Annotated in this window: 15 protein-coding genes; 3 read left to right on the top strand and 12 right to left on the bottom strand. The window is 68.3% G+C overall.

The window, feature by feature from the left end; translation table 11 throughout:
• The 8 genes from glgB to SB771_RS20350 all read right to left on the bottom strand — a co-directional run bounded on the left by glgB (position 1) and on the right by SB771_RS20350 (position 13,860).
• Positions 1-2,202: a 1,4-alpha-glucan branching protein GlgB gene (gene glgB, locus SB771_RS20385; RefSeq protein ID WP_175661229.1), complete on the bottom strand. Its 2,202-nt coding sequence runs from the start codon at positions 2,200-2,202 to the stop codon at positions 1-3.
• Positions 2,199-5,609, bottom strand: a complete 3,411-nt coding sequence (treS, locus tag SB771_RS20380) for a maltose alpha-D-glucosyltransferase (RefSeq protein ID WP_175661290.1) — start codon at positions 5,607-5,609, stop codon at positions 2,199-2,201. Before treS ends, glgB begins: the two co-directional genes overlap by 4 nt.
• The gene (locus SB771_RS20375) at positions 5,609-9,010 is read right to left on the bottom strand and encodes a maltotransferase domain-containing protein (protein WP_175661230.1); all 3,402 of its coding nucleotides are present in this window, start codon (positions 9,008-9,010) and stop codon (positions 5,609-5,611) included. The genes treS and SB771_RS20375 overlap by 1 nt, the downstream gene beginning before the upstream one ends.
• Positions 9,011-9,312: 302 nt before the next feature.
• Positions 9,313-9,801, bottom strand: a complete 489-nt coding sequence (locus tag SB771_RS20370) for a phage protein NinX family protein (protein WP_175661231.1) — start codon at positions 9,799-9,801, stop codon at positions 9,313-9,315.
• A gap of 12 nt (positions 9,802-9,813) precedes the next feature.
• Entirely contained in the window at positions 9,814-10,623 is an 810-nt protein-coding gene (locus SB771_RS20365; protein ID WP_105832414.1) for an endonuclease/exonuclease/phosphatase family protein, read from the bottom strand.
• Positions 10,614-12,833: a VTT domain-containing protein gene (locus SB771_RS20360; RefSeq protein ID WP_175705046.1), complete on the bottom strand. Its 2,220-nt coding sequence runs from the start codon at positions 12,831-12,833 to the stop codon at positions 10,614-10,616. Before SB771_RS20360 ends, SB771_RS20365 begins: the two co-directional genes overlap by 10 nt.
• Complete coding sequence (locus SB771_RS20355) at positions 12,830-13,168, bottom strand: hypothetical protein (protein WP_012372629.1); 339 nt, start codon at positions 13,166-13,168, stop codon at positions 12,830-12,832. The genes SB771_RS20360 and SB771_RS20355 overlap by 4 nt, the downstream gene beginning before the upstream one ends.
• Positions 13,165-13,860, bottom strand: coding sequence for an MgtC/SapB family protein (locus tag SB771_RS20350; protein WP_011660492.1), 696 nt, complete (start codon positions 13,858-13,860; stop codon positions 13,165-13,167). The genes SB771_RS20355 and SB771_RS20350 overlap by 4 nt, the downstream gene beginning before the upstream one ends.
• A 200-nt stretch (positions 13,861-14,060) precedes the next feature.
• Between SB771_RS20350 and SB771_RS20345 the strand changes: the two genes are divergently transcribed.
• Complete coding sequence (locus SB771_RS20345; protein ID WP_011660491.1) at positions 14,061-14,303, top strand: DUF6566 family protein; 243 nt, start codon at positions 14,061-14,063, stop codon at positions 14,301-14,303.
• 123 nt (positions 14,304-14,426) lie between these two features.
• Here the strand turns inward: SB771_RS20345 and SB771_RS20340 are convergent, their stop codons facing one another.
• Positions 14,427-15,101 (bottom strand): HAD family hydrolase, encoded by a 675-nt coding sequence (locus SB771_RS20340; protein WP_105832417.1) that lies wholly within the window; start codon positions 15,099-15,101, stop codon positions 14,427-14,429.
• Positions 15,102-15,294: 193 nt separating this feature from the next.
• On the opposite strand from SB771_RS20340, the gene SB771_RS20335 reads away from it, so the two are divergent.
• Positions 15,295-16,479, top strand: coding sequence for a sugar transporter (locus tag SB771_RS20335; protein WP_175661233.1), 1,185 nt, complete (start codon positions 15,295-15,297; stop codon positions 16,477-16,479).
• A gap of 328 nt (positions 16,480-16,807) precedes the next feature.
• On the opposite strand, the gene SB771_RS20330 is transcribed toward SB771_RS20335, so the two are convergent.
• The 3 genes from SB771_RS20330 to SB771_RS20320 form a co-directional block, all read right to left on the bottom strand.
• Entirely contained in the window at positions 16,808-17,977 is a 1,170-nt protein-coding gene (locus SB771_RS20330; RefSeq protein WP_175661234.1) for a helix-turn-helix domain-containing protein, read from the bottom strand.
• 167 nt (positions 17,978-18,144) lie between these two features.
• Positions 18,145-19,272 (bottom strand): NAD(P)-dependent alcohol dehydrogenase, encoded by a 1,128-nt coding sequence (locus tag SB771_RS20325; RefSeq protein WP_175661235.1) that lies wholly within the window; start codon positions 19,270-19,272, stop codon positions 18,145-18,147.
• A gap of 14 nt (positions 19,273-19,286) precedes the next feature.
• Complete coding sequence (locus SB771_RS20320; RefSeq protein WP_175661236.1) at positions 19,287-20,759, bottom strand: benzaldehyde dehydrogenase; 1,473 nt, start codon at positions 20,757-20,759, stop codon at positions 19,287-19,289.
• 1,354 nt (positions 20,760-22,113) lie between these two features.
• Between SB771_RS20320 and SB771_RS20315 the strand changes: the two genes are divergently transcribed.
• Positions 22,114-23,112 carry a hypothetical protein gene (locus tag SB771_RS20315; protein WP_410721814.1) on the top strand — a complete coding sequence of 333 codons (999 nt, stop codon included), beginning with the start codon at positions 22,114-22,116 and terminating at the stop codon, positions 23,110-23,112.
• The last annotated feature ends 51 nt before the right edge of the window (positions 23,113-23,163 follow it).

The raw sequence follows: 23,163 nt of genomic DNA, 5'->3' as shown, positions 1-23,163 counted from the left end.
TCAGGCCGGGCTCAGCCATAGGGTCGCGAGCGGCGGCAGGCGCAAGGTGGCCGACCACGACTGGCCGTGCGACGTCACGTCCTCCGTCCACACGGCGCCGTCGTTGCCGGCATTCGTGCCGCCATACACGGCGGCATCGGTGTTCATCAGTTCGCGCCAGTGCCCGGGCGCGGGCAGCCCGATGCGATAGCCGGGGCGCGGCACCGGCGTGAAGTTGCAGATCGCGACGACGAGGCGTCCGGTATCGTCGCGGCGCGCAAACGCGAATACGCTGTTGTCTCGATCGTCGCCGATCAGCCAGAAAAAACCCGACGCGTGACAGTCGAGCGCGTGCAGCGCCGGCTCGGCCGCGTAGGTGCGGTTCAGGTCGCGCACGAGCCGCTGCACGCCGCGATGCGCGGGTGCGTCGAGCAGGTCCCAGTGCGGCGTCGCATCGTGCGCGAACTCGGCCCATTGCGCGAATTCGCTGCCCATGAACAGCAGCTTCTTGCCCGGATGCGCCCACATGAAGCCGAAGTACGCGCGCAGCGTCGCGAGCCGCTGCCACGCGTCGCCCGGCATCTTCACGGCGAGCGAGCCCTTGCCGTGCACGACCTCGTCGTGCGACAGCGGCAGCACGAATCGTTCGGAGAACGCATAGACGAGCCCGAACGTCATCCGGTCGTGGTGATAGCGGCGATGGATCGGATCCTCGCGCACATACGACAGCGTGTCGTGCATCCACCCCATGTTCCATTTGAAGTCGAAGCCGAGCCCGCCGTCGCCGGTCGACGCCGTGACGCCCGGCCATGCGGTCGATTCCTCCGCGAAGGTGACGACGCCGGGCGGCGCGAGCGTACCGTGCAGCGTGTCGTTCAACGTGCGCAGGAACGCGACGGATTCGAGATTCTCGCGCCCGCCGTGGATGTTCGGCACCCATTCGCCTTCGTTGCGCGAATAGTCGCGGTACAGCATCGACGCGACCGCGTCGACGCGAATCCCGTCGACGTGATAGCGGCGCGCCCACGCGAGCGCCGACGCGATGAGGAATGCGCCGACCTCGTTGCGTCCGAGGTTGAACACGCAGGTGTTCCAGTCCGGGTGCATGCCTTCGCGCGGATCGGCGTGTTCGTACAGCGCGCTACCGTCGAATTGCGCGAGGCCGTGCGCGTCGTTCGGGAAGTGCGCGGGCACCCAGTCGACGATCACGCCGATGCCGGCCGCATGCGCGCGGTCGACGAAGCGCGCGAAGCCGTCGACCGGCCCGAAGCGCGCCGACGGCGCGAACTGCGCGAGCGGCTGGTAGCCCCACGAGCCGCCGAACGGGTATTCGGAAATCGGCATGAACTCGACGTGCGTGAAGCCCATGCCGCGCACGTACGGGATCAGCCGCTCGGCGAGTTCGTCCCAGGTCGCGCTGCGGTCCATCTCCTCGGGCACGCGCTGCCACGATTCCGCATGTACCTCGTAGATCGACCACGGCATGCGAAAGCGCCGGTCCGCGGACGGCCGCGCGTGCAGCCAGCCGTCGTCGTGCCACGCGAACGCGTCGAGCGCCGCGGTGTCGGCGACGACGGACGCGGTGCGCGGCGGCGCTTCGGTCGCGCGCGCGCACGGGTCGGCCTTGTGCGGCAGCACGTGTCCGTCGGCCGCGCGCAGCTCGTACTTGTAGTGTTCGCCGGCGCCGATGCCCGGCACGAACAGCTCCCATACGCCCCACGGCCGGCGCAGCCGCATCGGATGCCGGCGGCCGTCCCACATGTTGAAGTCGCCGACGACCGATACGCGCTGCGCGTTCGGCGCCCACACCGCGAAGCGCACGCCGTCGACGCCGTCGACGCGCGTGGGCGTCGCGCCCAGGCAGTCGAGCACGGCGGCCGGGTCGCCGGCCGCGAAACGCGCGAGCGCGGCCTCGTCGAGCAGCGTGCCGAACGCGTACGCGTCGTCGGTGATCTGGCGCGTGTCCGGCCAGTCGATGGCCAGCCGGTAGCGGCCGTCGTGCGAGAGCGTGCCCGCGAAGCAGCCGGCGTCGTCGACGCACGCGAGCGCGCCGAGTTCGTCGCCGTCGGGCGTCACCGCCCGCACGCGCTGCGCGCCGGGCAGCAGCGCGCGCACGACGACCCGGCCGGCGTCCGTGTGCGGGCCGAGACACGCGAACGGGTCCGGATGGCGGCCGGCGAGCAGCGCGTCGATGTCGGTGCGGTCGAACAGCATGTCGGTCATCGGTTGCCTCCGTGGTCGGGCGCGCGGTCGGTCGCGAGCAGGCGTTCGATCAGCGCGGCGAGCCCGCCGACCGGCACGCCGAGCCAGTCGGGGCGGTTCGCGGCTTCGTAGCACAGCTCGTACGACGCCTTGTCGATCAGGAACAGCGCGAGCAGGCGGTCCGCGTAACGCGGGTCGACGAAGCGCTCGGGCGCCTGATCGGCGGCCGCGCGATAGCATTCGACGAAGCGGTCGGCGGCGGCCTGCCCGAAGCGGTCGAACAGCGCGCGCTTGCGGCCGGCCGTCTGCGGCGGCGCCTTCTCGATCGCGAATTGCGCGGTGGCGCTCACGTACGACAGCGAGCGCAGCAGGCCGGCCACGTCGCGCAGCGGATGCGATTTCGCGCGGCGCCGGTCGAGCGCGCGCGCCGGCTCGCCTTCGAAGTCGATCAGCAGCGCGTCGCCTTGCACGTCGAGCACCTGGCCGAGATGGAAATCGCCGTGAATGCGCGTGCATTGCGCGTCGAGCGTGCGCGGCACGAGTTCGCCGATGGCCTGCACGGCCGCGTCGCGCGACGCGAGCAGCGTGTCCGCCGCCGCGCGGTTGACCGGATCAAGCTTGTCGAGCTGCGTGCGCAGCACGTCGAGCGCGCGCTCGAACGACGCGATCGCATCGACGCACCAGCCGTCGACGTGCTCGGGCGTCGCGGCTTCGGGCGCGAACGCGGGATCGTCGGACGGTTGCGCGAGCGCGACATGCAACTGGCCGAGCCGCGTGCCGATGATGCCCGCGAACGCCGCGTAGCCGAGCAGCGCATCGGGTTCGTCGTCGACTTCGGCCGCGTCGCCGTCGCCCGCGGCCGGCAGCGCGAGTTCGTCGATCGCGCGCCGCAGGAAGTCGAACGAACGCGTCCACGCGTCGCCCTGGTTGTCGACGTAGCGCTGCAGGATCGCGACCGTATGCGGCGTGCCGTCCGGGTCGACGTGCACGACTTCACCGGCGAGCGTCGCGGTGTTCGCATAGCCGATCCGCGTCAGGTGCCGGCTCATCTCCGCTTCCGGATGGACGCCGTGCGCGACCTTGCGCACCAGTTTCAGCACGATCGCGTCGCCGATCACGAGCGAGCTGTTGCTCTGCTCGGCCGCGAGCCAGCGCACTTCGGCCTCGTCGCCGGGATCGAGGCCGGCCAGCGCGTGCTCGGGCAGGAAGTCGAGGCGGCCGCCGTCGGACGTCGGTACCGTCGCGCCGTCGCGCAGCTTGCGCAGCATCCCGCGCGCGAATGCCGGCAGCGCGAACGCGTCGGTCAGGTAGCCGACCGTATGGCCGCGCCGCACGCGGGCGAGCGCGAGCTGCGTGAACAGCGGATGCGAGGTCTCGCCGCCCCACGCGGTGGCGAGCGGCACGACATAGCGCTCGACGCTGCCGTCGCTCGCGGACACCCAGGCCTCCGCGTACTGGAACGGTTCGTCCGGCATCGGCGTGACGACGTTCAGCCACGCGTCGCCGATCTTGCGGTCCTTCGACGCGAACCAGCGCCGCCGCGTGAGCCACGACGCAAGCGCATCGTGCGCGAGCGTGTGCAGTTGCCCGACGTCCGGCCGCGCGTCGCCGCGCCGCATCACGATCGTCACGTATTCGGGCAGCGGCTCCGCGTGCGGCTGCCGCCACGACGGCTCGCGGCCGTGCTCGGACAGCACGAACCACAGGAACCCGTACGGCGGAAAGGTCAGCAGGTACGTGAGCTGCCCGATCGGCGGAAACGCCGAGTCCGACGTCATCTCGATCGGCACGCGGCCCGCGAATTCGGACAGGTCGAGCTCGACCGCCTGCGACGCGCGCGACAGGTTCGCGACGCACAGCACCGTCTCGTGGCCTTCGAGCTCGCGCAGATACGCGAGCACCTTGCGGTTGTCCGGACGCAGGAAGCGGATCGTGCCGCGGCCGAACGACTGCGTCGCGCGGCGCGTCGAGAGAATCCGGCGGGTCCAGTTCAGCAGCGAATGCGGGTCGCGCGTCTGCGCCTCGACGTTGACCGCGTCATAGCCGTACAGCGCGCCCATCACGGGCGGCAGCACCAGCAGTTCCGGGTCCGCGCGCGAGAAGCCGCCGTTGCGGTCGGACGACCATTGCATCGGCGTACGCACGCCGTCGCGGTCGCCGAGGTGGATGTTGTCGCCCATGCCGAGCTCGTCGCCGTAGTAGATCACCGGCGTGCCGGGCATCGACAGCAGCAGCGAGTTGATCAGCTCGATGCGGCGCCGGTCGCGCTCCATCAGCGGTGCGAGGCGGCGCCGGATCCCGAGGTTGATCCGCGCGCGGCGGTCGCTCGCATAGGTCTGCCACAGCAGGTCGCGCTCCGAGTCGGTCACCATCTCGAGCGTCAGCTCGTCGTGATTGCGCAGGAACACGGCCCACTGGTTGCTCGGCGCGAGCGCCGGCGTCTGCCGCATGATGTCGATGATCGGGAAGCGGTCCTCGCTCGCGATCGACATGTAGATGCGCGGCATCAGCGGGAAGTGGAACGCCATGTGGCATTCGTTCTCTTCGCCGAAGTATTCCTGCACGTCCTCCGGCCACTGGTTCGCTTCGGCGAGCAGCATCCGGTTCGGATACTCGGCGTCGATCGTCGCGCGGATCCGCTTCAGGATCGCATGCGTTTCCGGCAGGTTCTCGTTGTTGGTGCCTTCGCGCTCGACCAGGTACGGCACCGCGTCGAGCCGCAGCCCGTCGATGCCGAGATCGAGCCAGAAGCGCATCACCTGGATCACCTCGCGTACCACAGCCGGGTTGTCGAAGTTCAGGTCCGGCTGGTGCGAGTAGAAGCGGTGCCAGTAGTACTGGCCGGCGATCGGGTCGTGCGTCCAGTTCGATGTTTCGGTATCCAGAAAGATGATCCGCGTGCCCGCGTATTTCGTGTCGGTATCCGACCACACGTAGTAGTCGCGATGCATCGAGCCGGGCTTCGCGCGCCGCGCGCGCTGGAACCACGGATGCTGGTCGGACGTGTGGTTGATCACCAGCTCGGTAATCACGCGGATGCCGCGCGCGTGCGCTTCGCGAATGAAGCGCCGCACGTCGGCGAGCGTGCCGTAGTCGGGATGCACGTCGCGGTAGTCGGCGATGTCGTAGCCGTCGTCGCGGCGCGGCGACGGATAGAACGGCAGCAGCCAGATCGTGTCGACGCCGAGCTCGGCGATGTAGTCGAGCTTCATGATCAGGCCCGGGAAGTCGCCGATCCCGTCGTTGTTCGAGTCGTAGAACGACTTCACGTGTACCTGGTAGATGATCGCGTCCTTGTACCACAGCGGATCGTCCGCGCAGAGCGCGGGCGCGCGGCGCCGTGAACGGCGCCGGCGCGGCGTGCCGGCCGGTGCGAGGGACGGGAATTGCGCGCGACGCACGTCGTCGAGGGGATCTTCGCGTTTCATCATCCGTGTGCTCCGGAATGGCCCCGGGCATCGGCCGGGTCGGGCGCCGCCGCTCGCGCGGCGCCGGGAGACGGCGCGAGCCGCCAGATCGCATACGGCCGCACGTGCGGGTCGAGCGATACGTACTGGCGATGCCCGCGCCAGGTTTCGGCATGCGCGGCGTCCTGTTCGAGCGCGTCGAGCGGTTCGCCGTCGACGAGCCCGAAGCCGCGCCACAGCGCCGCATCGAGCGTGAAATTCGCGGCCTGCGGATGCCACGGGTCGAGGCTGATCGCGACCGCGACGACGCTGTCGTGCGCGGGCGTCGCCTTCACGAACACCAGCACCTGGTCGTTGTCCGCATCGACGAAGGTGAGGCCGAGGTGGGTCTGCAGCGCCGGATGGTCGCGCCGCGCGCGATTGAGCCGCGCGATTTCGCCGCCGATGTGCGCGGCCTTGCGCCAGTCGCGCACGCGCAGCTCGTATTTCTCCGCGTCCGCGTATTCCTCGCTGTCGGGCAGCGGCGCCGATTCGCCGATCTCGAAGCCCGAGTACAGGCCCCACGACCCGGCGAGCGTCGCCGCCAGCGCCGCGCGGATCACGAACTGCGAGCGCGGTGCGTTCTGCAGGTGGCGCGGATTGATGTCGGGCGTGTTCACGAAGAAGTTCGGCCGGAAGAACTCGCGCGCGGGGCCGGCCGTCAGCTCGGTCAGGTAGTCGATGAATTCGCGCTTCGTCTCGCGCCACGTGAAATACGTGTACGACTGCGAGAAGCCGATCTTCGCGAGCCGGTACATCATCCCCGGCCGCGTGAACGCCTCCGACAGGAACACCACGTCCGGATGCTTGCCGCGCACGTCCGCGATCATCCATGCCCAGAACGGCAGCGGCTTCGTGTGCGGATTGTCGACGCGGAAGATCCGCACGCCGGCGTCGACCCAGAACAGCACCGCGTCGCGCAGCGCGACCCACAGGTCGGGCAGCGCATCCGGCGCATAGAAATCGGGGTTCACGATGTCCTGGTAGCGCTTCGGCGGATTCTCCGCATAGCGCAGCGAGCCGTCGGGCCGCCACGCGAACCAGCCCGGATGCGCGGCGAGCCACGGATGATCGGGCGAGCACTGGATCGCGAAGTCGAGCGCGATTTCCAACCCCTGCGCATGCGCGGCGTCGACCAGCGTGCGGAACGACGCGAGCGTGCCGAGCTGCGGATGCACGGCCGTGTGGCCGCCTTCGGGCGAACCGATCGCGTACGGGCTGCCGACGTCATCGGGGCCGGCCGTCAGCGTGTTGTTGCGGCCCTTGCGCGCCGTCGTGCCGATCGGATGGATCGGCGGGAAATACAGCACGTCGAAACCCATGTCGCGGATGCGCGGCAATTGCGCGATCACGTCGTCGAACGTGCCGTGCCGGTGCGGGTCGTTGCTCGCCGAGCGCGGGAACATCTCGTACCAGCTTGAGAAGCGCGCGGCGCGGCGTTCGACGTCGACCGGGTAGACCGCATCGTCGTGCGTGACGAATGGCCGGTAGCGCAGCGCGCCGTACGCATCGGCGAGCGCGGGCGCGCCGAGCAGTTCGAGCCGTTTGTCGGGCGATGCGTCGTTGAACTCGGCCGTGAGCTGTTCCATCCGCGTGCGCGCCTGCCGGTCGGCCGGATCGGCGTGTTTCAACGCGGTCGCGAGCAGCAGTTGCGCCTCGCGTAGCTCCAGCGTCACGTCCTGGCCGGCCGCGCGTTTCTTGGTGATATCGGTGACGAGCGATGCCCAGTCGTCGCGCCATGCGATCACGCGGAACGCGTGGCGGCCGAGCCGGTCGAGTGAGATGCACGCGTGCCAGCGATCGTTCGGCTCCGCGACGAACGGCACTTCGCGCCATGTGTCTTCGTCGTCGGCTCGCCACTGCAGTGCGGCCGCGAGATGCGCGTGGCCGTCCGTGAAGATCGATGCGTGCACAACCAGTGTTTCGCCGATCACACGCTTGATCGCGAAGCGGCCGCCGTCGACCACCGGCTCGACGCGCTCGATCGCGATCCGGTCGGCCGCGAGCGCGGCCGACAGCGCGGTGCGCTCGCCCGCCGCATCGGTGCGAGCGAGCGCGGGCGGCGCGCGCCGTGCGTCGAGCAACGCATAGCCGCCGGGCTCGAGCGTGAAGGCTTGCAGCGCGACCGGCGCGGCGGGCGCAGGCTTGCGCGCGCCGTTCGGCGGCGAGACGTGCGTGAAGCCGCCCGGCACGCCGGGCAGGATCGTCGCGGGATCGACGTGCGTCGGCGCATCGAGATCGGGATTCAGCGCGACCAGGAGTGCCGTGTCGTCGTATTCGAGCGACGGGCCCATGCCGCGCAGCAGCGCCGTCGCGCGCGCGCCCGGCGCGCTCACTTGCGCGATTTCGCCGCGCTCGGCCGCGAGCGGTGTCGCGCGGCGCCATGCATTCGCGTCGGCGATCGCACCGGACAGGTCGAAGCGCGCGTCGTCCAGCGCGGCGCGGAAGCGTGCGGCGTCCGCGTCGCGCGCCATCAGCGGCAGCGTGACGCCGCGCTCGAAGCCCATCGGCACGAGCCAGCCGGTGCCGACCGCGGCGGCGGTCCACAACGCGCGGTGGTACGCGCGGGCGACCGTCTCGTCCGGCGCGGTGTTCCAGTTGTCGGCGAGGCGCGGGCCGTCGATCGCATCGGGAAACGCGATTGGCGAGCCGATGCGCCGCAGCAGCCGGTGTTCGTCGACGAACCACGGCGCGTGCAAGTCCCACCAGCGGACCGACGAGAACACCGCATCGAAGCCGGCCGCCTCGAGCTGGGCGAGCGCGTCGCGCGCATGGCCGGGGACGCCGGCCAGCACCGCGACGTCCGGGCGCGCGCGGCGCAGCGCCGCGCGCCAGCCGGGCCACCACGCGGCCGGCAGGTGATGCGGCGCGTCGATCAGGAAACCCGACGCACCGGCATCCGCGAACGTGGCGAGGTGCGTGCACCACCACGCGGACAGCGCGTCGTGCGCGGCGTCTTCGCCGACCTGGGCATGCGCGACATCCATTTCATGCGCGGCGCTGCGCGGATCGATCAACGCGTCGTCGTGCGCGCGCTCGACGTACCAGTCCGGATGCTCGGCGCGCAGCGGGTTGTCGCGCGCGATGCGGTCCGGCACCACTTCGAGCAGCACGCGCAGCCCGTGGCCGTGCGCGAGCTGCGCGAGCCGCGAGAACGTCTCCAGCGCGCCGGCGCGCGTCGCGAACGTCGCCGCCGGCCGATGGAAGTCAGCGACGTGGCGCGGGAAGCCCGCGACGCTGGCGGCCCAGAAGCCGCCGATCAGCACGTGGTCGAAGCCCATGCCGGCGATGTGCTGGAACGTGTCGGGCCATGCATCGAGCGGGCCGACGAGGCGGGCGTCGCAGAAGTAGATGTGAGGAGCGAAGGGCGGTGTGGGGTTCATGGGTAGCGTGTGCGGGCGGCGGCCGGATCGGCAACAGGTGTGCTTGTCGCAATGCGTGTTCCTGCTGTGAGGCGGGCGGGGTTGCAAACGCGCACGCGCGATTCGCGGCGGTTTGGATGGTCGTTTTTTGCAGGCTGGGGCGCGGTGGCGGCGTTTTTATGCGGGGGCGCGTGATCGATGACGGGGGGGCGGCAGAGTGAAACTTTTGCCAATGGCTTCGAGATATCGATGAAAAACTCGGCGCATGCGGTGGCATCATCGCGACAACCCGCAAGCAGCCGATACCCCCCGCAACACACCCCTCACATCCGCGGAATCGACCGAATATCCGAACTGTCTCCCGTCGCCGCATCATCGTCCGCTTCCGGAATCGGCACCCCCGGGTCGTAGCGCACCGCCGCCCCATGCTCGATCCGGTGCGCGAACGACGGCGGAGCGTCCACCTCGTCGCCGAAGCGCGCACGCACGAACGCGCGCAGCACCGCGGTGCGCACGTCCGGCGCGCGTGCCGCGCAGGTCGACGGGCCGTCGATGAAGCTGGCGTCGCATTCGACGCCGTCGCCGCGCCGCACGATCCGCAGGTCGGCCACGCGCTCAAGCACCGCACCCGCATCGGCCCACGACGCCGACGGCGCGAAATGCGCGTCCAGGCGTCGCAACGCGTCGCACGCGCCGGTCAGGATCACCTTCGGGTCGACGGCCGTGAAGCACAGCGTGTCTTCATCATCCGCGCACAACGCGCGTGCGCACCAGTAATCGAGGGCGGTTCCGGCGAGTTCGTCGGTTCGCATCGGCAAGCTCCGTCAGGTTTCGTCAGGGTGGGGCGCTCGTCGCGCAAGCGGCGTGCCCGGCGTCGCACGCATGCGCGCGACGAGCGGGTAGTGATCGGACGCACGCCGCGCGCGCATGCTGCGATGCACGTTCACGTCGACCAGCCACTCGCCGGGATGGATCCAGATCCGGTCGAGCGAGAACACCGGGTACAGCGTCGGGAACGTACGCGGCGCCGGCGCGCGCCGGAACCGCGTGACGAGCGCCCGCAGCGCGCGACCGCGCACGAACCATTCGTTGATGTCGCCCATCAGGATCACCGGCATCGCGCCGGTGTCGAACGCGGCGAGCAGCCGCTGCACCTGCGCGCTGCGCTCGCTCGCCGACAGCCCCAGGTGGGTCGCGACCACGCGGATCATGCCCGCGCTGCTGTCGATGTCCGCATCGAGCGCGCCGCGCGGCTCGCGCTGGTGAAACGACAGGTCCAGCGTGCGCGCCGCGCGAATCGGGCAGCGCGACAGCACCGCGTTGCCGTAGCGGCGCTCGGGGGTGTCGATGGTCGGGCCGGCCACTGCGTGCATGCCGGTGGCGTCGCGCAGATGCGCGAGCACGTCGGGCGCGTGCGTGCCGCCGAGCGGCACTTCCTGCAGCGCGATCACGTCCGCGTCGAGTTCGTGAATCACCTGCGCGATCCGGTGGGCCGCGCGTGTGTGCCACTTGCCGTAGCCGCCGCGGATGTTGTACGTCGCGATCCGCAGGTCGCGCCCGCCCGGTGCGGCGGGGGGCGGGCCGTCGGACGTGACGATGTCCGGCGGCGGGGCCGGTTGCACGCTCAGCGCCATCGTCGCAGCACCCTGACGAGCAGCACCGACACGCCGACCAGCACGGCGCCAATCGCCGCGAGCCACGCGAACGCGCCGGGCCCCGGATGGCTGAACGCGGCGGTCAGTTGGTGCGCGAACGTGACGGTCAGCACGATACCGGGCAGCATCCCGATCGCGGTGCCGACCAGATAGTCGCGCAGGCCGATGTGCGATGCGCCGGCGACCAGGTTCACGACCGTAAACGGCGCGATCGGCAGCAGCCGCAGCACGGCCATCGCGACTACGCCGCGCCGGCCGAGGTGTTCGCTGAGCCGGTTCGCGCGCGCGCCGGCGAGCCGGCGCACCGCGTCGCGCCCGAGCCAGTGTCCGATCCCGTAGGTCGTGGCGGCGGCCGCCATCGTGCCGAGCGCCGCATACGCGAAGCCCGGCCACGCGCCGAACACCAGGCCCGTCACCGTGATCAGCAGCGTGATCGGCACCGACAGCGTCGCCGCGATCACGTAGCCGGCCAGCAGCAACGCGGGCGCACCGGGCAGCTGCGCGGCGTGAGCGGCCATTCGTGCGAGCGACGCGATGTTCAGCTCCTTGCCGAGCGGCGAGAAGCGCCACGCGAGCGCGAGCGCCGCGACCAGCAGCACGGCCGCGCCGAGCACGAAGAAGCGCGCGGTCAGCACGCGGTGCTGCTCGCGCGGCACGAACTCGCGGACGAAGCGGTCCGGCTCGATCGGCTGCTCGGGGTCGAGCCGCGCGCTGACCGGCACCAGCGCGTCGAGTTGCGGCGTCACGACCGGCTCGAGCGTGCGCAGCGTGCGGCCGGGCTTGTCGCGCAACCGGTCGAGCACGGTATTCGGACGTTCGTCATGCGCGAGCGCGGCGGCAATCTCGGCCGGTGTCGTGTCGAGATGTTCGGCCAGCAGCCGGTCGCGCAGGCCGGCAATCGCGGTGCGGATGCGCGGCTCGCCGGCCGCGACGAGCGCGATGCAGCATTCGGTGTCGAGCACCATCGAACGGTTATTGAGGTTCGCGCTGCCGATCACGATGCATTCGTCGTCGGCGATCGCGATCTTGCTGTGCACGTTCACGCATGCGTCGCCGAGCCCGTCGACATGCGGATACAGCAGCCGGTAACGGTCGAAGCGGTCGGCGGCCTTGAGCGTGCCATGCAGCCGCGCGCGCAGCACGCCCATCGTCGCTTCCTGCAGCCAGCCGCTCTGCACGCGCGGTGCGACGACCGTCACGTCGGGCCCCTCCGGATCGGCGAGCCGCTCGGACAGCGTTTCGCGCACCACCGCCGCGGTGAAATACTGGTTCTCGATATACAGGTGCCGGCGCGCGGCGCGGATCGTGTCCTCGACGAGCGCGGACACCTGCCGCACCGGTTCGCGATCGCGGTGGCGCGGCGCCGTGTAGGCAATGCCGAGCCGCACGTCGCGCAGGTCGACGCGCGCATCGGGCGGCCACGGATCGACGTCTTCCTCACGATCGAGATGCCGCTGCGCGCGGATCGCGATCGGACGCCCGCATGCATTGAACCAGCGCGCGCGCGCCTGCTTGCCGATCGCGGCGGCCGCGTCGCCGTCGAACATCGCCTGCACGTCGTGAAACGGCCCGTACGGCATCCCGTGCGCGTCGCGGCGCCGCGGATCGTCGGCCGCGTGCGCGGGCGTATCCCAGCGTGCGCGCGTCAGGTCGAGCCCGCCGACGAACGCGAGGCGGTCGTCGATCACGACGAGCTTCTGGTGATGCGATGCGCCGCGCGGATGCGTGTCGTCGAGCCGGAACCGGATGCCGCGATGCGCGCGCCACGCGGCGCGATAGACCGGCGGCCAGTCGCGCTCGAGCGCATAGATCATCGCGAAGTCCCACGCGAGTACGTAGATGCGCAGGTTGTGCCGCGACGATGCCAGCGCGTGCAGAAAGGCGGCGAGCGTGTCGGGCAGGCCGTCGCCGGGGTCGGCAGGCGGCAGGTGCATGCGGCTGTCGACGTCCCAGCCGACGATGAACACCGTATGGCGCGCCCGGAGCAGCGCGGCACGCAGCGTCGCGAAATACGCGTCGCCGTCCACCAGCATCGCGAAGCGATCGGCATGGCGGATCGTGTCGCAGTTGCGCCCGCGCTCGAGCAGCCCGTGGCGCAGCGGCTCGTCCGTGCGCGACGGGTCGGCTGTCGCGCCATCGGAGCGCGCCGTCGCGACGCTGGCGCGCGTCATGCGTCCCGGCACGATCATCGGGCGTCGACGTCCCGGTCGCCGTCGATGCGTTGCAGCAGCACGTCGCAACGCGCGCGCAGCGCCTGCAGTTCCGGTGAATCGGCGTCGAGCCGGATGCGTTCGCCGCTGTCCGGATCGCCGTACGCGCACGCGATCTCGTAGATGCCTTGTGCAATCGTGGCGGACGCGTCCGCGATCCTGATCCGGTCGAGCCAGCCGCATTCGGCGTGATGGCACGCGAGCCACGCGCGCAGCGCGCCGACCGTCTGGCTGGTCGTCATCCACGCGCCGCCGCGCATGCGCGCCGTCAGCTGGCTCGTTACGAGGTAGGAGAGCAGGTCGGTCTGAGTCACGCAAAACTCCTTGAAGAAGTATCGGGGCGACAGGTCCGTACGCCGGCGAGGTTTTGCAGCGCCGCGCAGATCGCCGCAAATTCCGCGCCGCTCGTGCGCGAGAACGACACCGAGATGTCGTCCGTGTCCGGATCGTCGTCCGACTGCTGGACGATGAATCGCTTCACGCGCACGCGGTCGGTGCCGAGCGTGTCGTGCAGCTTGCCGAGCGTCAGGCCGCCGCGCTGGACGACGAGCCGCAGCGTGCGCTGCTGCCGCTGGGTGATGAAGCGGCGCTCGAGCGGCTTCACGCCCGCCAGGATCACGAGGACGATCACGGTCGCGCCGAGCGACGCAACGTACATGCCGCCGCCAACCGCGAGACCGACACCAGCCACCGCCCACAGGCTCGCGGCGGTCGTCAGCCCGCGCACGACTTCGCCGCGCAGCAGGATCGAGCCGGCGCCGAGAAAGCCGATGCCCGATACCACCTGTGCGGCGACCCGTGACGGGTCGAGCACGACGCCGCTCTGGCCGTGTACGTCTTCGAAGCCGAACGTGGAGACGAGCATCACGAGTGCCGAGCCGACGCATACCAGCATGTGGGTGCGCAAGCCGGCGGCCCAGTTGAGGCGCTCGCGTTCGAGTCCGATCACGCTGCCGAGCAGCGCGGCGAGCAGCAGGCGTCCGAGGAGTTCGAGATGGCCGATCATCGTGGCCTCCTTTTGTTTGGCGTACTGGAGCGGGTCGATACCGGTTCGATACGCGGTTCGCTGCTCAATAGGGACGCAAGGCCCGTGCCGGATCGGCCGATACCGGGCACGCCGCGTGCGCGCGGGCCCGACGGCGCGCGCGGCGATCATGCGGCGCGCATTTTTTGCATCTTCATCGCAGATAAGTACAGGGGGCCAGGATGCAACATCAACAGGACGCACAGGTTCGCGACCCGTATCGCGGCCACGAGATTCGCGTATGGGCGCGCCGCAACGCGCGGGGTGCGTGGGACGACGAGGTGCAGGTGTATGTCGACGGCGCGCGCATCGAGTTGTACGTACCCGAGCCGGCCGGCACGGAGTGGCTGACCGAGGACGAGGCGCTGCGGGCGGGCGTGGAGCGCGGGCGCTATCTGGTCGACAAGCGCGTCGACGACGATTGATTCCACCGGCACGGTGTTCGCACGCGCGTCCGGCATGGAGGCGCGTGCCCGCCGAGGGGAACGAAGCCGGGGAAGGCGATCGCTGGGACCCGGCCGATGCGGGTCGGCCGGACGATTCAGGCGTTACGGCCGCGCCGCGATCTCATCCAGATGCCACAGCAGATCCGCCGGATCGTCATACACGCGCAGCGCGCCCGCGCGTTCGAGCTCGTCGCTGCCGTAACCGCCCGACAGCAGCCCGACGCCGAGCGCCCGGCAGCGGCTCGCGGCGAGCATGTCCCAGATACTGTCGCCGACCACGACCGTATGTTCGATCGGCACGTTCAGTTTCGCGGCGGCGGTCAGGAACAGGTCGGGATCGGGCTTCGCGTACTTGACCTGATCGCGCGTGACGACCACGTTCTTCTCCGGATCGACGCCGAGCGCCTCCAGATTGATCGCGGCGGTTTCCATTCGCCCGCTGGTCGCGATTGCCCAGCGAATGCCGGCGTTCGTCAGCGCGGCCAGCAACTCGCGTGCGCCCGGCAGCGGCCGGACCTGCGCGCGCAGCCGCTGGTACGCGGCCGCATGCAGCCGCGCGAGCCGCTCGACGCGCTCGGCGTCGATGTCGCCGGCCGTCTCGCGCAGCAGCTGGTTCAGGAACAGGCCGCCGCTCATCCCGATCTTGCGGTGGATGCGCCACACCGACAGCTCGATGCCCTCGGCGTCGAGCGCTTCCTTCCACGCGAGCACGTGCTGATAGACGCTGTCGACGAGCGTGCCGTCGAGATCGAACAGAAATGACGTTTCAATGCGCATGTAAATCTCCTGGCCCGATGGCGTTCGGGCGATTCGTTCGGGGAAAGCGGATTCGACACATTATCGGCGCACGGCCGTGTCATTGCCGTGTTCGCGCATCGCGGCCGGCAGCGGCGTTTCAAGCGCCGCTGGTACAATCGCGCCGATGCGCCGGGCCGGCTGCCCGCGCCGCCAACCTTCGTCGAATTCCCGTATGGCAACCCCGGACGCCGTCAGTTCCGAACAGTCGTGGTGGGGCGTTCTGGCCCTGGCACTCACTGCCTTCATCTTCAATACCACCGAATTCGTGCCCGTCGCGCTGCTGAGCGCGATCGGCGACAGCCTGCAGATGCAGCCGACCGCCGTCGGCCTAATGCTGACGATCTACGCGTGGGCCGTCGCCGTCGTGTCGCTGCCGCTGACGTTCGTCACGCGTCACGTCGAGCGCCGCAAGCTGCTGAGCTGCGCGTTGCTGGTGTTCATCGGCAGCCATGTCCTCACCGGCGTCGCGTGGGATTTCACCGTGCTGATGCTCGGCCGGCTCGGCATCGCGTGCGCGCACGCGGTGTTCTGGTCGATTTCCGTCCCGCTGGCCGTGCGGCTCGCGCCGCGCGACCGCAAAAGCCGCGCGCTCGGCCTGCTCGCGATGGGCACGGCGACCGCGATGGTCGCCGGCATTCCGCTCGGGCGCGTGATCGGCGAGGCGCTCGGCTGGCGCGTCACGTTCCTCGTGATCGGCGGCGCGGCGGCCGTCGCGTTGCTGGCGCTGCGCATGACGCTGCCGACGCTCCCCAGCGAGGGCGCCGGCTCGCTCGCGAGCATCGGCACGTTCCTGCGCAAGCCGGCGCTGGTGGCGCTGTACGCGATCACCGTGCTGGTGATCTCCGCGCACTTCACGTCGTACACGTATATCGAGCCGTTCGTGCAGAGCGTCAATCATGCGAGCAGCAGCCGGATTACCTACGTGCTGATCCTGTTCGGCGTCGCCGGCGTGCCGGCCGCGCTCTGCTTCAATCGCGTGTTTCCGGAGCGGCCGGCCGATTTCCTGATCGCGTCGATCATCGCGTTGTCGGCCTGTCTGCTGATCCTGTTCCCGAGCGCGCTGAACATCGTCACGCTTTCCGTTCACACGCTGGTGTGGGGCGGCGCGATCGTCTGCTTCGGTCTCGCGATGCAGGCGTGGGTGCTGAAGCTGGCGCCCGAGGCGACCGATCTCGCCGTGTCGATCTTTTCCGGGCTGTACAACGTCGGGATCGGCGCCGGCGCGCTGCTCGGCAACCATATCGCCGGCGCGTTCGGGCTGCCGTGGATCGGCACGTTCGGCGGGGTGGTCGGGATCTTCTCGGCCGGGATCGCGTGGGCCGCGTTGCGGCTGCATGAGCGGCGGGCGGTGGCGTAGCGGGCCGATTCAGCGTCGCGCCGACGATCGATGATCACGCCGCAATGGCGGCATTAACCTGTCGTGCTCGACGATCGCGGCGGCGGGTCCGTTCCCTGATCCAGCGAATACCCGAGCAAGCGGTTCGCGACGGGGGATGCGACGGCGGCGATCGGGTTCGCAAGGAATCGGGTAGGGCGATGGCGTGGCCGCCATCGTTTCATGCCCATCGCCGCACGTTGCACACCGCACACCGCACACCGCACACCGCACACTGCACGCTGCACGCTGCACGCTGCACGCTGCACGCTGCACGCCGCACGTTGCACGCCGCACGTTGCACGCCGCGTCAATGCAGCCCGTCAGTCCCAATCCCCGCAGCTTCGAGCCGCCTGAGCTTCGCGTACAGCGTCGTGCGTGAAATGCCGAGTTGCCGCGCGGCCGCCGACACATTGCCGTCGTGTTCGCGGAGCGCGCGGCGGATGGCTTCGAGCGACTGTTCGTGCAGGCTTGCCTGCGGGCTCGCGGCCGGCGCCGCGGTGCACACATCGGCGGCGTCTTCGAGCACATCGGCGTGGCGCGACATCGTCGCCCGATCGAGCGGCGCGCGCAGCGTGCGCACCCATAGGTGGCTACCATCGTCGCGCGCGATTCGCTGCGGCGTGCGCGCCGGTGTCAGTAAACGACGCTGTTGCGCGGGCGTCGCGCCGGGAAACAGTTGCCGGAGGTCATACGGCGCGACCGGCCCTGCGGGCGCGAGATCGAGCATCTGCCGTGCAAGCCGGCTCACCGCGCGCACGCGGCCCGCTTCGTCGAGTGCGATGACGCCGGCGAGCGGCGTGCCGAGCCAGCGCGGATCGTGCTGGACCTGCAGCAGATGGCAGTCGCGCAACATCGCATACAGCCGCTGCTCGGCGGACAGCGCCGCGTGCCGGAACTGCTCGCGCAGCTGCGCGACGTTGCGCCGGCCGATGCCGGTGATGTCGAGCGCGCCGATCACTTCACCGTCGAGGCCGACCAGCGGCACCGCGAGGCAGAATACCCGCGAGAACTCGTCGAGATAGTGCTGGGCGCCCGCGACGACGGCCTCGGCGCCATCGTGAATCACGCAGCTCGGCGCGGTCGTGCCGATGTTCGGTTCGACGATCCGGCGGCCGGCGACGATCGGCGTCAGCAGCGCGTCGTCGCATTGCGGGCTGCGCCGCGCATGCACGATCGTGCCGCGCGGATTGACGCAGAAGATCGTCCACTCGCGGCCGCCGAACGCGGCCCACAGCGGCTCGATCTCCTGCGCGACGCAACGGTAGAGCCGCCGGTCCGCGCGCGATTCGTCGAGCTCGCGCTGCATTTCATAGCGGGCGTGTTGCCATGGCCGCAGGCCGGCGTCGCGCGAACGCAGCCACGAGCGCGCGACGCTGGCCGGCAGAGCAGTTTCGGGCAGCGGCTCGCCCGCCGCGAACCGGGCGCGGAGCCGGTCGAGGTCGACCAGCCGTGCAGGAGATTCAGGGGCTGTATTCACACATGCGCTCCATGTGGGTCGAATGGCCGGGCCGGGCATGCCGGCCGGCGTGTCGCGCGAATGCGTAATATAGCCCGGTGCCCGAAGCGGGGTATCGTCGTGCCGTGCAAGGGTGCACGCCGCGTGCCGCCGATTTGCATCGGGGTGCCGCCGGCGGCACCCCGCACTCAATGCGGCAAGCGCAGGATCGGTTTGAGCGTGATGCCGCTGCTGCTGTCCGCGGCGGCCTGGTTGATCTGCTCGAGCGGATAGAACTTCACCAGCCGGTCGAAGGGGAACCGGCCTTGCAGATGCAGCTGCACGAGTTGCGGAATGAAGGTCTGCGGCACGCTGTCGCCTTCGACGATCCCGCGGATCGTGTGGCCGCCGAGCAGCAGGCTGTTCACGTCGAATTCGGCCTTCGTGCCGAGCTTCGGCGCGCCGACCACGCCCATCGTGCCGCGCGAGCCGAGCGCGTCGATCCCTTGCGACAGCACGGCCGGCAGCCCCGTCGATTCGAGCGCGTAGTCGACGCCGCCGCCGGTGATCTCGCGGATCGCGTCGACGACGTCGACTTCCTTGCTATTGAGCGCGTGCGTCGCGCCGAGCTCCAGCGCCAGCGCGAGCCGCGACGGCACGATGTCGACGGCGATGATGGTCGTCGCGCCGGCAATGCGCGCGGCCATCACGGCGCTCATGCCGACCGCGCCGGCGCCGAAGCTCGCGAAGCTGCTGCCCGTGCGTACCGCGAGCGAATTGATCACCGCGCCCGCGCCGGTCTGGATCCCGCAGCCGAGCGGGCCGAGCAGTTCGAGCGGCGCTTCCTTCGGCACCTTGATCGCGTTGTTCTCGCGCGCGAGCGCGTAGCTCGCGAACGACGACTGCGCGAAGAAATGATCGTGCAGCGGTTCGCCGGCTGCGTCGCGGATCGCCGTCTGTCCGTCGGCATCGGCACCGCCGAAGTTCAGCGCGAAGAACTGCCGGCAATATGCGCCGTGACCGCCGACGCACGACGCGCAATGGCCGCACGCGCCGTAGGTGAGCACGACGTGATCGCCGGCAGCGAGCGTCTTCACGTTCGGGCCGACGGCCTCGACCACGCCGGCGCCTTCGTGACCGAGCACGGCCGGCAGCGGCACCGGATAGTACTGGTCGCGCACGATCAGGTCGGTGTGGCACAGGCCCGTCGCGACGACGCGCACCAGCACCTCGTCGCCGCGCGGCGCGCGGATCCGGGCCGGTTCGATCGAGAAGGGCGCGCCGGCGGCGCGGGCGACGGCCGCGGTGACGGCGCGCGTATCGTTTTCGGTATACATGATCGGTTTCCTCGTCAAATCGGATACAGCGGCGCTGCGCCCTTGATCGTCAGCCACTGCCACTGCGTGAATTCTTCCCAGTTTGCCGCACCGCCGATGCTCGAGCCGTTGCCCGATGCGCCGACGCCGCCGAACGGGTTGATCGCTTCGTCGTTGACCGTCTGGTCGTTGATGTGCAGCAGCCCGGTATTCAGCCGCTCGCCGATCCTCAGCGCACGGCCGACGTCGGCGGACAGGATCGCCATCGACAGCCCGTATTCGGTGCGGTTCGCGAGCGCGATCGCGTCTTCGTCGGTATCGAACGGCACGACGATCGCGACCGGCCCGAAGATTTCCTCGTCGAACGCCGGGTTGCCCGGCGCGACGCCGCTCAGCACGGTCGGCTCGAAGAACAGGTCGCGATGGCCGCCGCCCGTCTCGACGCGTGCGCCGGCGCGACGAGCCGCGTCGACCACGCTCGCCGCATGGTCGCGTTGCGCGGCGTTGATCAGCGGGCCGAGGCCGACGTCGCCACTTGCCGGATCGCCGACGCGCAGGCTTTGCGCCTTCTCGACGAGCTTCGCGACGAAGCGGTCGTGAATCGCGCGCTGCACCAGCACGCGGCCGGTTGCCATGCAGATCTGGCCTTGATGCAGATACGCGCCCCATGCGGTGTTCGCGACCGCACGGTCGAGATCGGCATCGTCGAGCACGATCAGCGAATTCTTGCCGCCGAGTTCCAGCGACACCTTCTTCAGATGGCGGCCCGCTGCTTCGCCGACCTTGCGCCCGGCCGCGGTGGAGCCGGTGAACTGGATCATCGCGACATGCGGATCGGCGACCAGCGCGGCACCGGCCGCGCCGTCGCCGGGCAGCACGTGCAACACGCCTGCCGGCAAGCCGGCGAGTTCGAACACGCGCGCGATCGCGACGCCGCCGCACACGGCGGTGCGCGGATCGGGCTTCAGCACGACCGCGTTGCCGAGCGCGAGCGCCGGCGCGACCGCGCGCATCGCGAGGTACAGCGGGAAATTGAACGGCGAGATCACGCCGACCACGCCGCGCGGGCGGCGACGCGCGAGCGACAGCCGGCCGGCCGCCGACGGCAGCACCTCGCCGGCCGCGCGCGACGGCAACCCGGCCGCTTCGTGCAGTGCCTTGATCGTGACCGACGTTTCGAACGACGCCTTCGCGCGCGTCGAGCCGCTTTCGCGCACGAGCCAGTCGACGATTGCGTCGAAGTGCGTTTCGGCGACGGCCGCCGCGCGACGCAGGACCGCCGCACGCTCGTCGTACGGCAGGCCGAACCATGCGGGCTGCGCGCGATGCGCGGCGGCCGACGCGTCGGCGATGGCTGCGCTGTCGGCGAGGCCGATGCGGCCGAGCGGGGTGCCGGTCGCCGGTTCGATTACGTCGGCCGAGAGCGCGCTCGCGTGCCAGCGTCCGGTGAAAGTCTTACCGCGCCAGATGTCGGCGTCGAACAGTGCGGTGTTGGTGCTGCTATCCATTTACGCTCCTGGGGAAATTCGGATCGGCCGGATCGAGTGTTGCTTGGGGGCTTGGGTGTCGACCGGAATGCGGGCGAGGGTAGGCAGGGGCGGCGGAAGGGGGTATCCGGGTTTGTTCCCACCCGCCGGGGCTGCGGCGATCGTGGGGCGTTTGTGGTTATGTGTGCGGAAACTGAACAGTCGTTGCGTGGGTTGTTGCGGCATGCCGGCTGATGACGCGGTGGGGGTTGGTGGTGAAGCGCTACCTGGGAGGTATCCGGAAGCGCCCACTTGGGCTGCATTGCTTCATCGAGAACTCCACGTGTCACATCCAACCGCCAACGAATGCCTCCGATATTAGTTGTCAGCTCTAAGTCATTACGCCCGAAGCCACGCAGCAACAGGAAACGAATCACATTTGCAACACTTTGTGCAGATGTAAAAAAACGATCCGCACTTCTCCCCGTGTCCGCGCCATCGAACTCGCTGACTCTTTGACCGCTGCAGAGCCATTCCTGCAAACGTTCTCTGTCGGTCGAACATGATTCGATAGTGAAACCTTTCCTGCTCTTTCATCAGAGGCGAACAACCGACGGCATTCACGTCACTTGGCGTACGCCGAATGGTGCGAAGTGGCCTGAAACTTGCTTGCCTTCCTACCTGTAAATCGGCCGAGCGAGTAGAGCTTATCCGGCATACGTCGAAAATCTAGGTGAAATTATTCGTGACTTTCTCTAGCACTCATTGGGGGATATAGTGAAAAAAACCATGATTATCGTGCGCGCTGTGTTATTGGCAACGTGCGCTGCGGGTTTTTCAGGTTGCGCATCGACGGTTATTGAATCGCAATCCTATAGGTCATACGCGGTAGGGGTGCAACAAACTGCCACAATCGGACAGTCGTTTCTTGTGAATCAGAACGGCTCGATCTCTACCGTTAGGCATTGGGTTGGGATATTGAATTCACCCGATGGATGGCGGGAATCCAAAGAATATTCACAAGATTACGTACGGCAAGAACTCGTCTACGGAGGGCGATCTGGAAATACCATCGACGTATCTTACAGAGAGTTCCGCGGAGGGTATGCCGCGCCAGCGTTCTACCAAAGCGTCAAATATGACCTCAGCTCATCATCGAGAATTCGGTTTCAAAATTTCTCAATCGATGTGTTACAGGCTGACAATCAAACAATCGTGTATAAAATTGTTTCTGATAGATGAATATAAACAGCATCGAGGCTCGCTAGAATCTTGCCCCCGTCAAATGAGGCGTGATGCGCCAGAAACGGATTGAATTGACCTGCAAACGCATTACTGTCGCGTGTGGCAAAAGGTCCGGAGCGCCCGTAGATTGAACGAATAAATCGGGGGGTATATGGTCAAAAGCAAAGAGGAGCAACTCGACAGTTGCATCGAGCAGGCGTTCCAATCGAACCGGGCGTTTACCAACTGGTTTCTCGCTCAGACAAAATTCGCCAATGACGGGGGCGTGTACCAATGGTCGCGCAGCGACAACCCTTGGGGTACTCATCCACATGTAGCTATTGATCTGGCGAGTGGCGAGCCGGTCGTCAAATATGTACAGAGCGAAACCGACGTTTTGGTCGTGTTCTCGCGCCCGAATGGCGGGCCGTTTGCTTTGCATATCGAGAATAAGCTCAAAAATGGTTCATTTATGCCGGAGCAGCCAGAACGATACCAGTCACGAGCAGCGCATTGGCTCAATAATCCGAAGTACGGGATGTATGTAGACTTTGAGACGGTCCTGATTGCGCCTCAAGTTTTCTTTGATCAACATCGCGTCGACGCCGAAGCGTTTGACCGATATATTTCGCATGAGGAAATCGCCAATTATCTTCCTGAATTTCTCGATAATTATCAACAAATCAATGACGATCACATGGATACGAGACTCGTCGCGCAAACCGTTTTGCGTGCTGGCATCTGGTTAATTCGAAATGGATATGGTCGACTGATGATCCTGCCGTATGTGGCGCCATCTGGAATGCACTGGCGCTGTGCGTTTCATCCGCCAGGAAAATTCAATGACGAGATCTATCGATACACCGCCGGCAGTGAAGGAAGAGTTCTTCCTGGTGAACGGGATATCGTTATGTCGTCGACCATGACCGCGCAGACGCTCGCTGAATTAATTGTCGCGCGAGCGCCTCGCGACGCGCTGGCTTTGTGTGAAGGTGAAGCGGGTCAAGCGGTACTCGATTGGCTTCGGCGATTTGAGAAGGCGCTTGACGCAGGTTACATTCCTGAAGCGTTCAATAATGATGATCCTGTCACTGATCGATGGGCATTGCTAGGCGATGGAGGCTCAAGCGACATGGATCCTCAGCGAGCCTATCCGAACCTTTGTGTGTGAGGCATAAACTGATGGCCAAGGAGCCACTTTATGCCACGCAAACGCAAGGAA

Source organism: Burkholderia sp. SIMBA_051 (assembly GCF_046534915.1).
In the GTDB taxonomy this organism is placed as follows: domain Bacteria; phylum Pseudomonadota; class Gammaproteobacteria; order Burkholderiales; family Burkholderiaceae; genus Burkholderia; species Burkholderia ambifaria.
Note: the sequence above shows the minus strand (reverse complement) of the source record. Positions and strands in the feature narration are given on the sequence as shown.

Excerpts from the sequence above, each read along its gene's own strand:
- SB771_RS20320 (WP_175661236.1), bottom strand. The coding sequence starts at position 20,759 with ATGGATAGCAGCACCAACACCGCACTGTTCGACGCCGACATCTGGCGC.
- SB771_RS20370 (WP_175661231.1), bottom strand. The coding sequence starts at position 9,801 with ATGCGAACCGACGAACTCGCCGGAACCGCCCTCGATTACTGGTGCGCA.
- SB771_RS20325 (WP_175661235.1), bottom strand. The coding sequence starts at position 19,272 with ATGTATACCGAAAACGATACGCGCGCCGTCACCGCGGCCGTCGCCCGC.
- SB771_RS20345 (WP_011660491.1), top strand. The coding sequence starts at position 14,061 with ATGCAACATCAACAGGACGCACAGGTTCGCGACCCGTATCGCGGCCAC.
- treS (WP_175661290.1), bottom strand. The coding sequence starts at position 5,609 with ATGAAACGCGAAGATCCCCTCGACGACGTGCGTCGCGCGCAATTCCCG.
- SB771_RS20365 (WP_105832414.1), bottom strand. The coding sequence starts at position 10,623 with ATGGCGCTGAGCGTGCAACCGGCCCCGCCGCCGGACATCGTCACGTCC.
- SB771_RS20335 (WP_175661233.1), top strand. The coding sequence starts at position 15,295 with ATGGCAACCCCGGACGCCGTCAGTTCCGAACAGTCGTGGTGGGGCGTT.
- SB771_RS20360 (WP_175705046.1), bottom strand. The coding sequence starts at position 12,833 with ATGATCGTGCCGGGACGCATGACGCGCGCCAGCGTCGCGACGGCGCGC.
- SB771_RS20340 (WP_105832417.1), bottom strand. The coding sequence starts at position 15,101 with ATGCGCATTGAAACGTCATTTCTGTTCGATCTCGACGGCACGCTCGTC.
- SB771_RS20375 (WP_175661230.1), bottom strand. The coding sequence starts at position 9,010 with ATGAACCCCACACCGCCCTTCGCTCCTCACATCTACTTCTGCGACGCC.
- SB771_RS20350 (WP_011660492.1), bottom strand. The coding sequence starts at position 13,860 with ATGATCGGCCATCTCGAACTCCTCGGACGCCTGCTGCTCGCCGCGCTG.
- SB771_RS20315 (WP_410721814.1), top strand. The coding sequence starts at position 22,114 with ATGGTCAAAAGCAAAGAGGAGCAACTCGACAGTTGCATCGAGCAGGCG.
- glgB (WP_175661229.1), bottom strand. The coding sequence starts at position 2,202 with ATGACCGACATGCTGTTCGACCGCACCGACATCGACGCGCTGCTCGCC.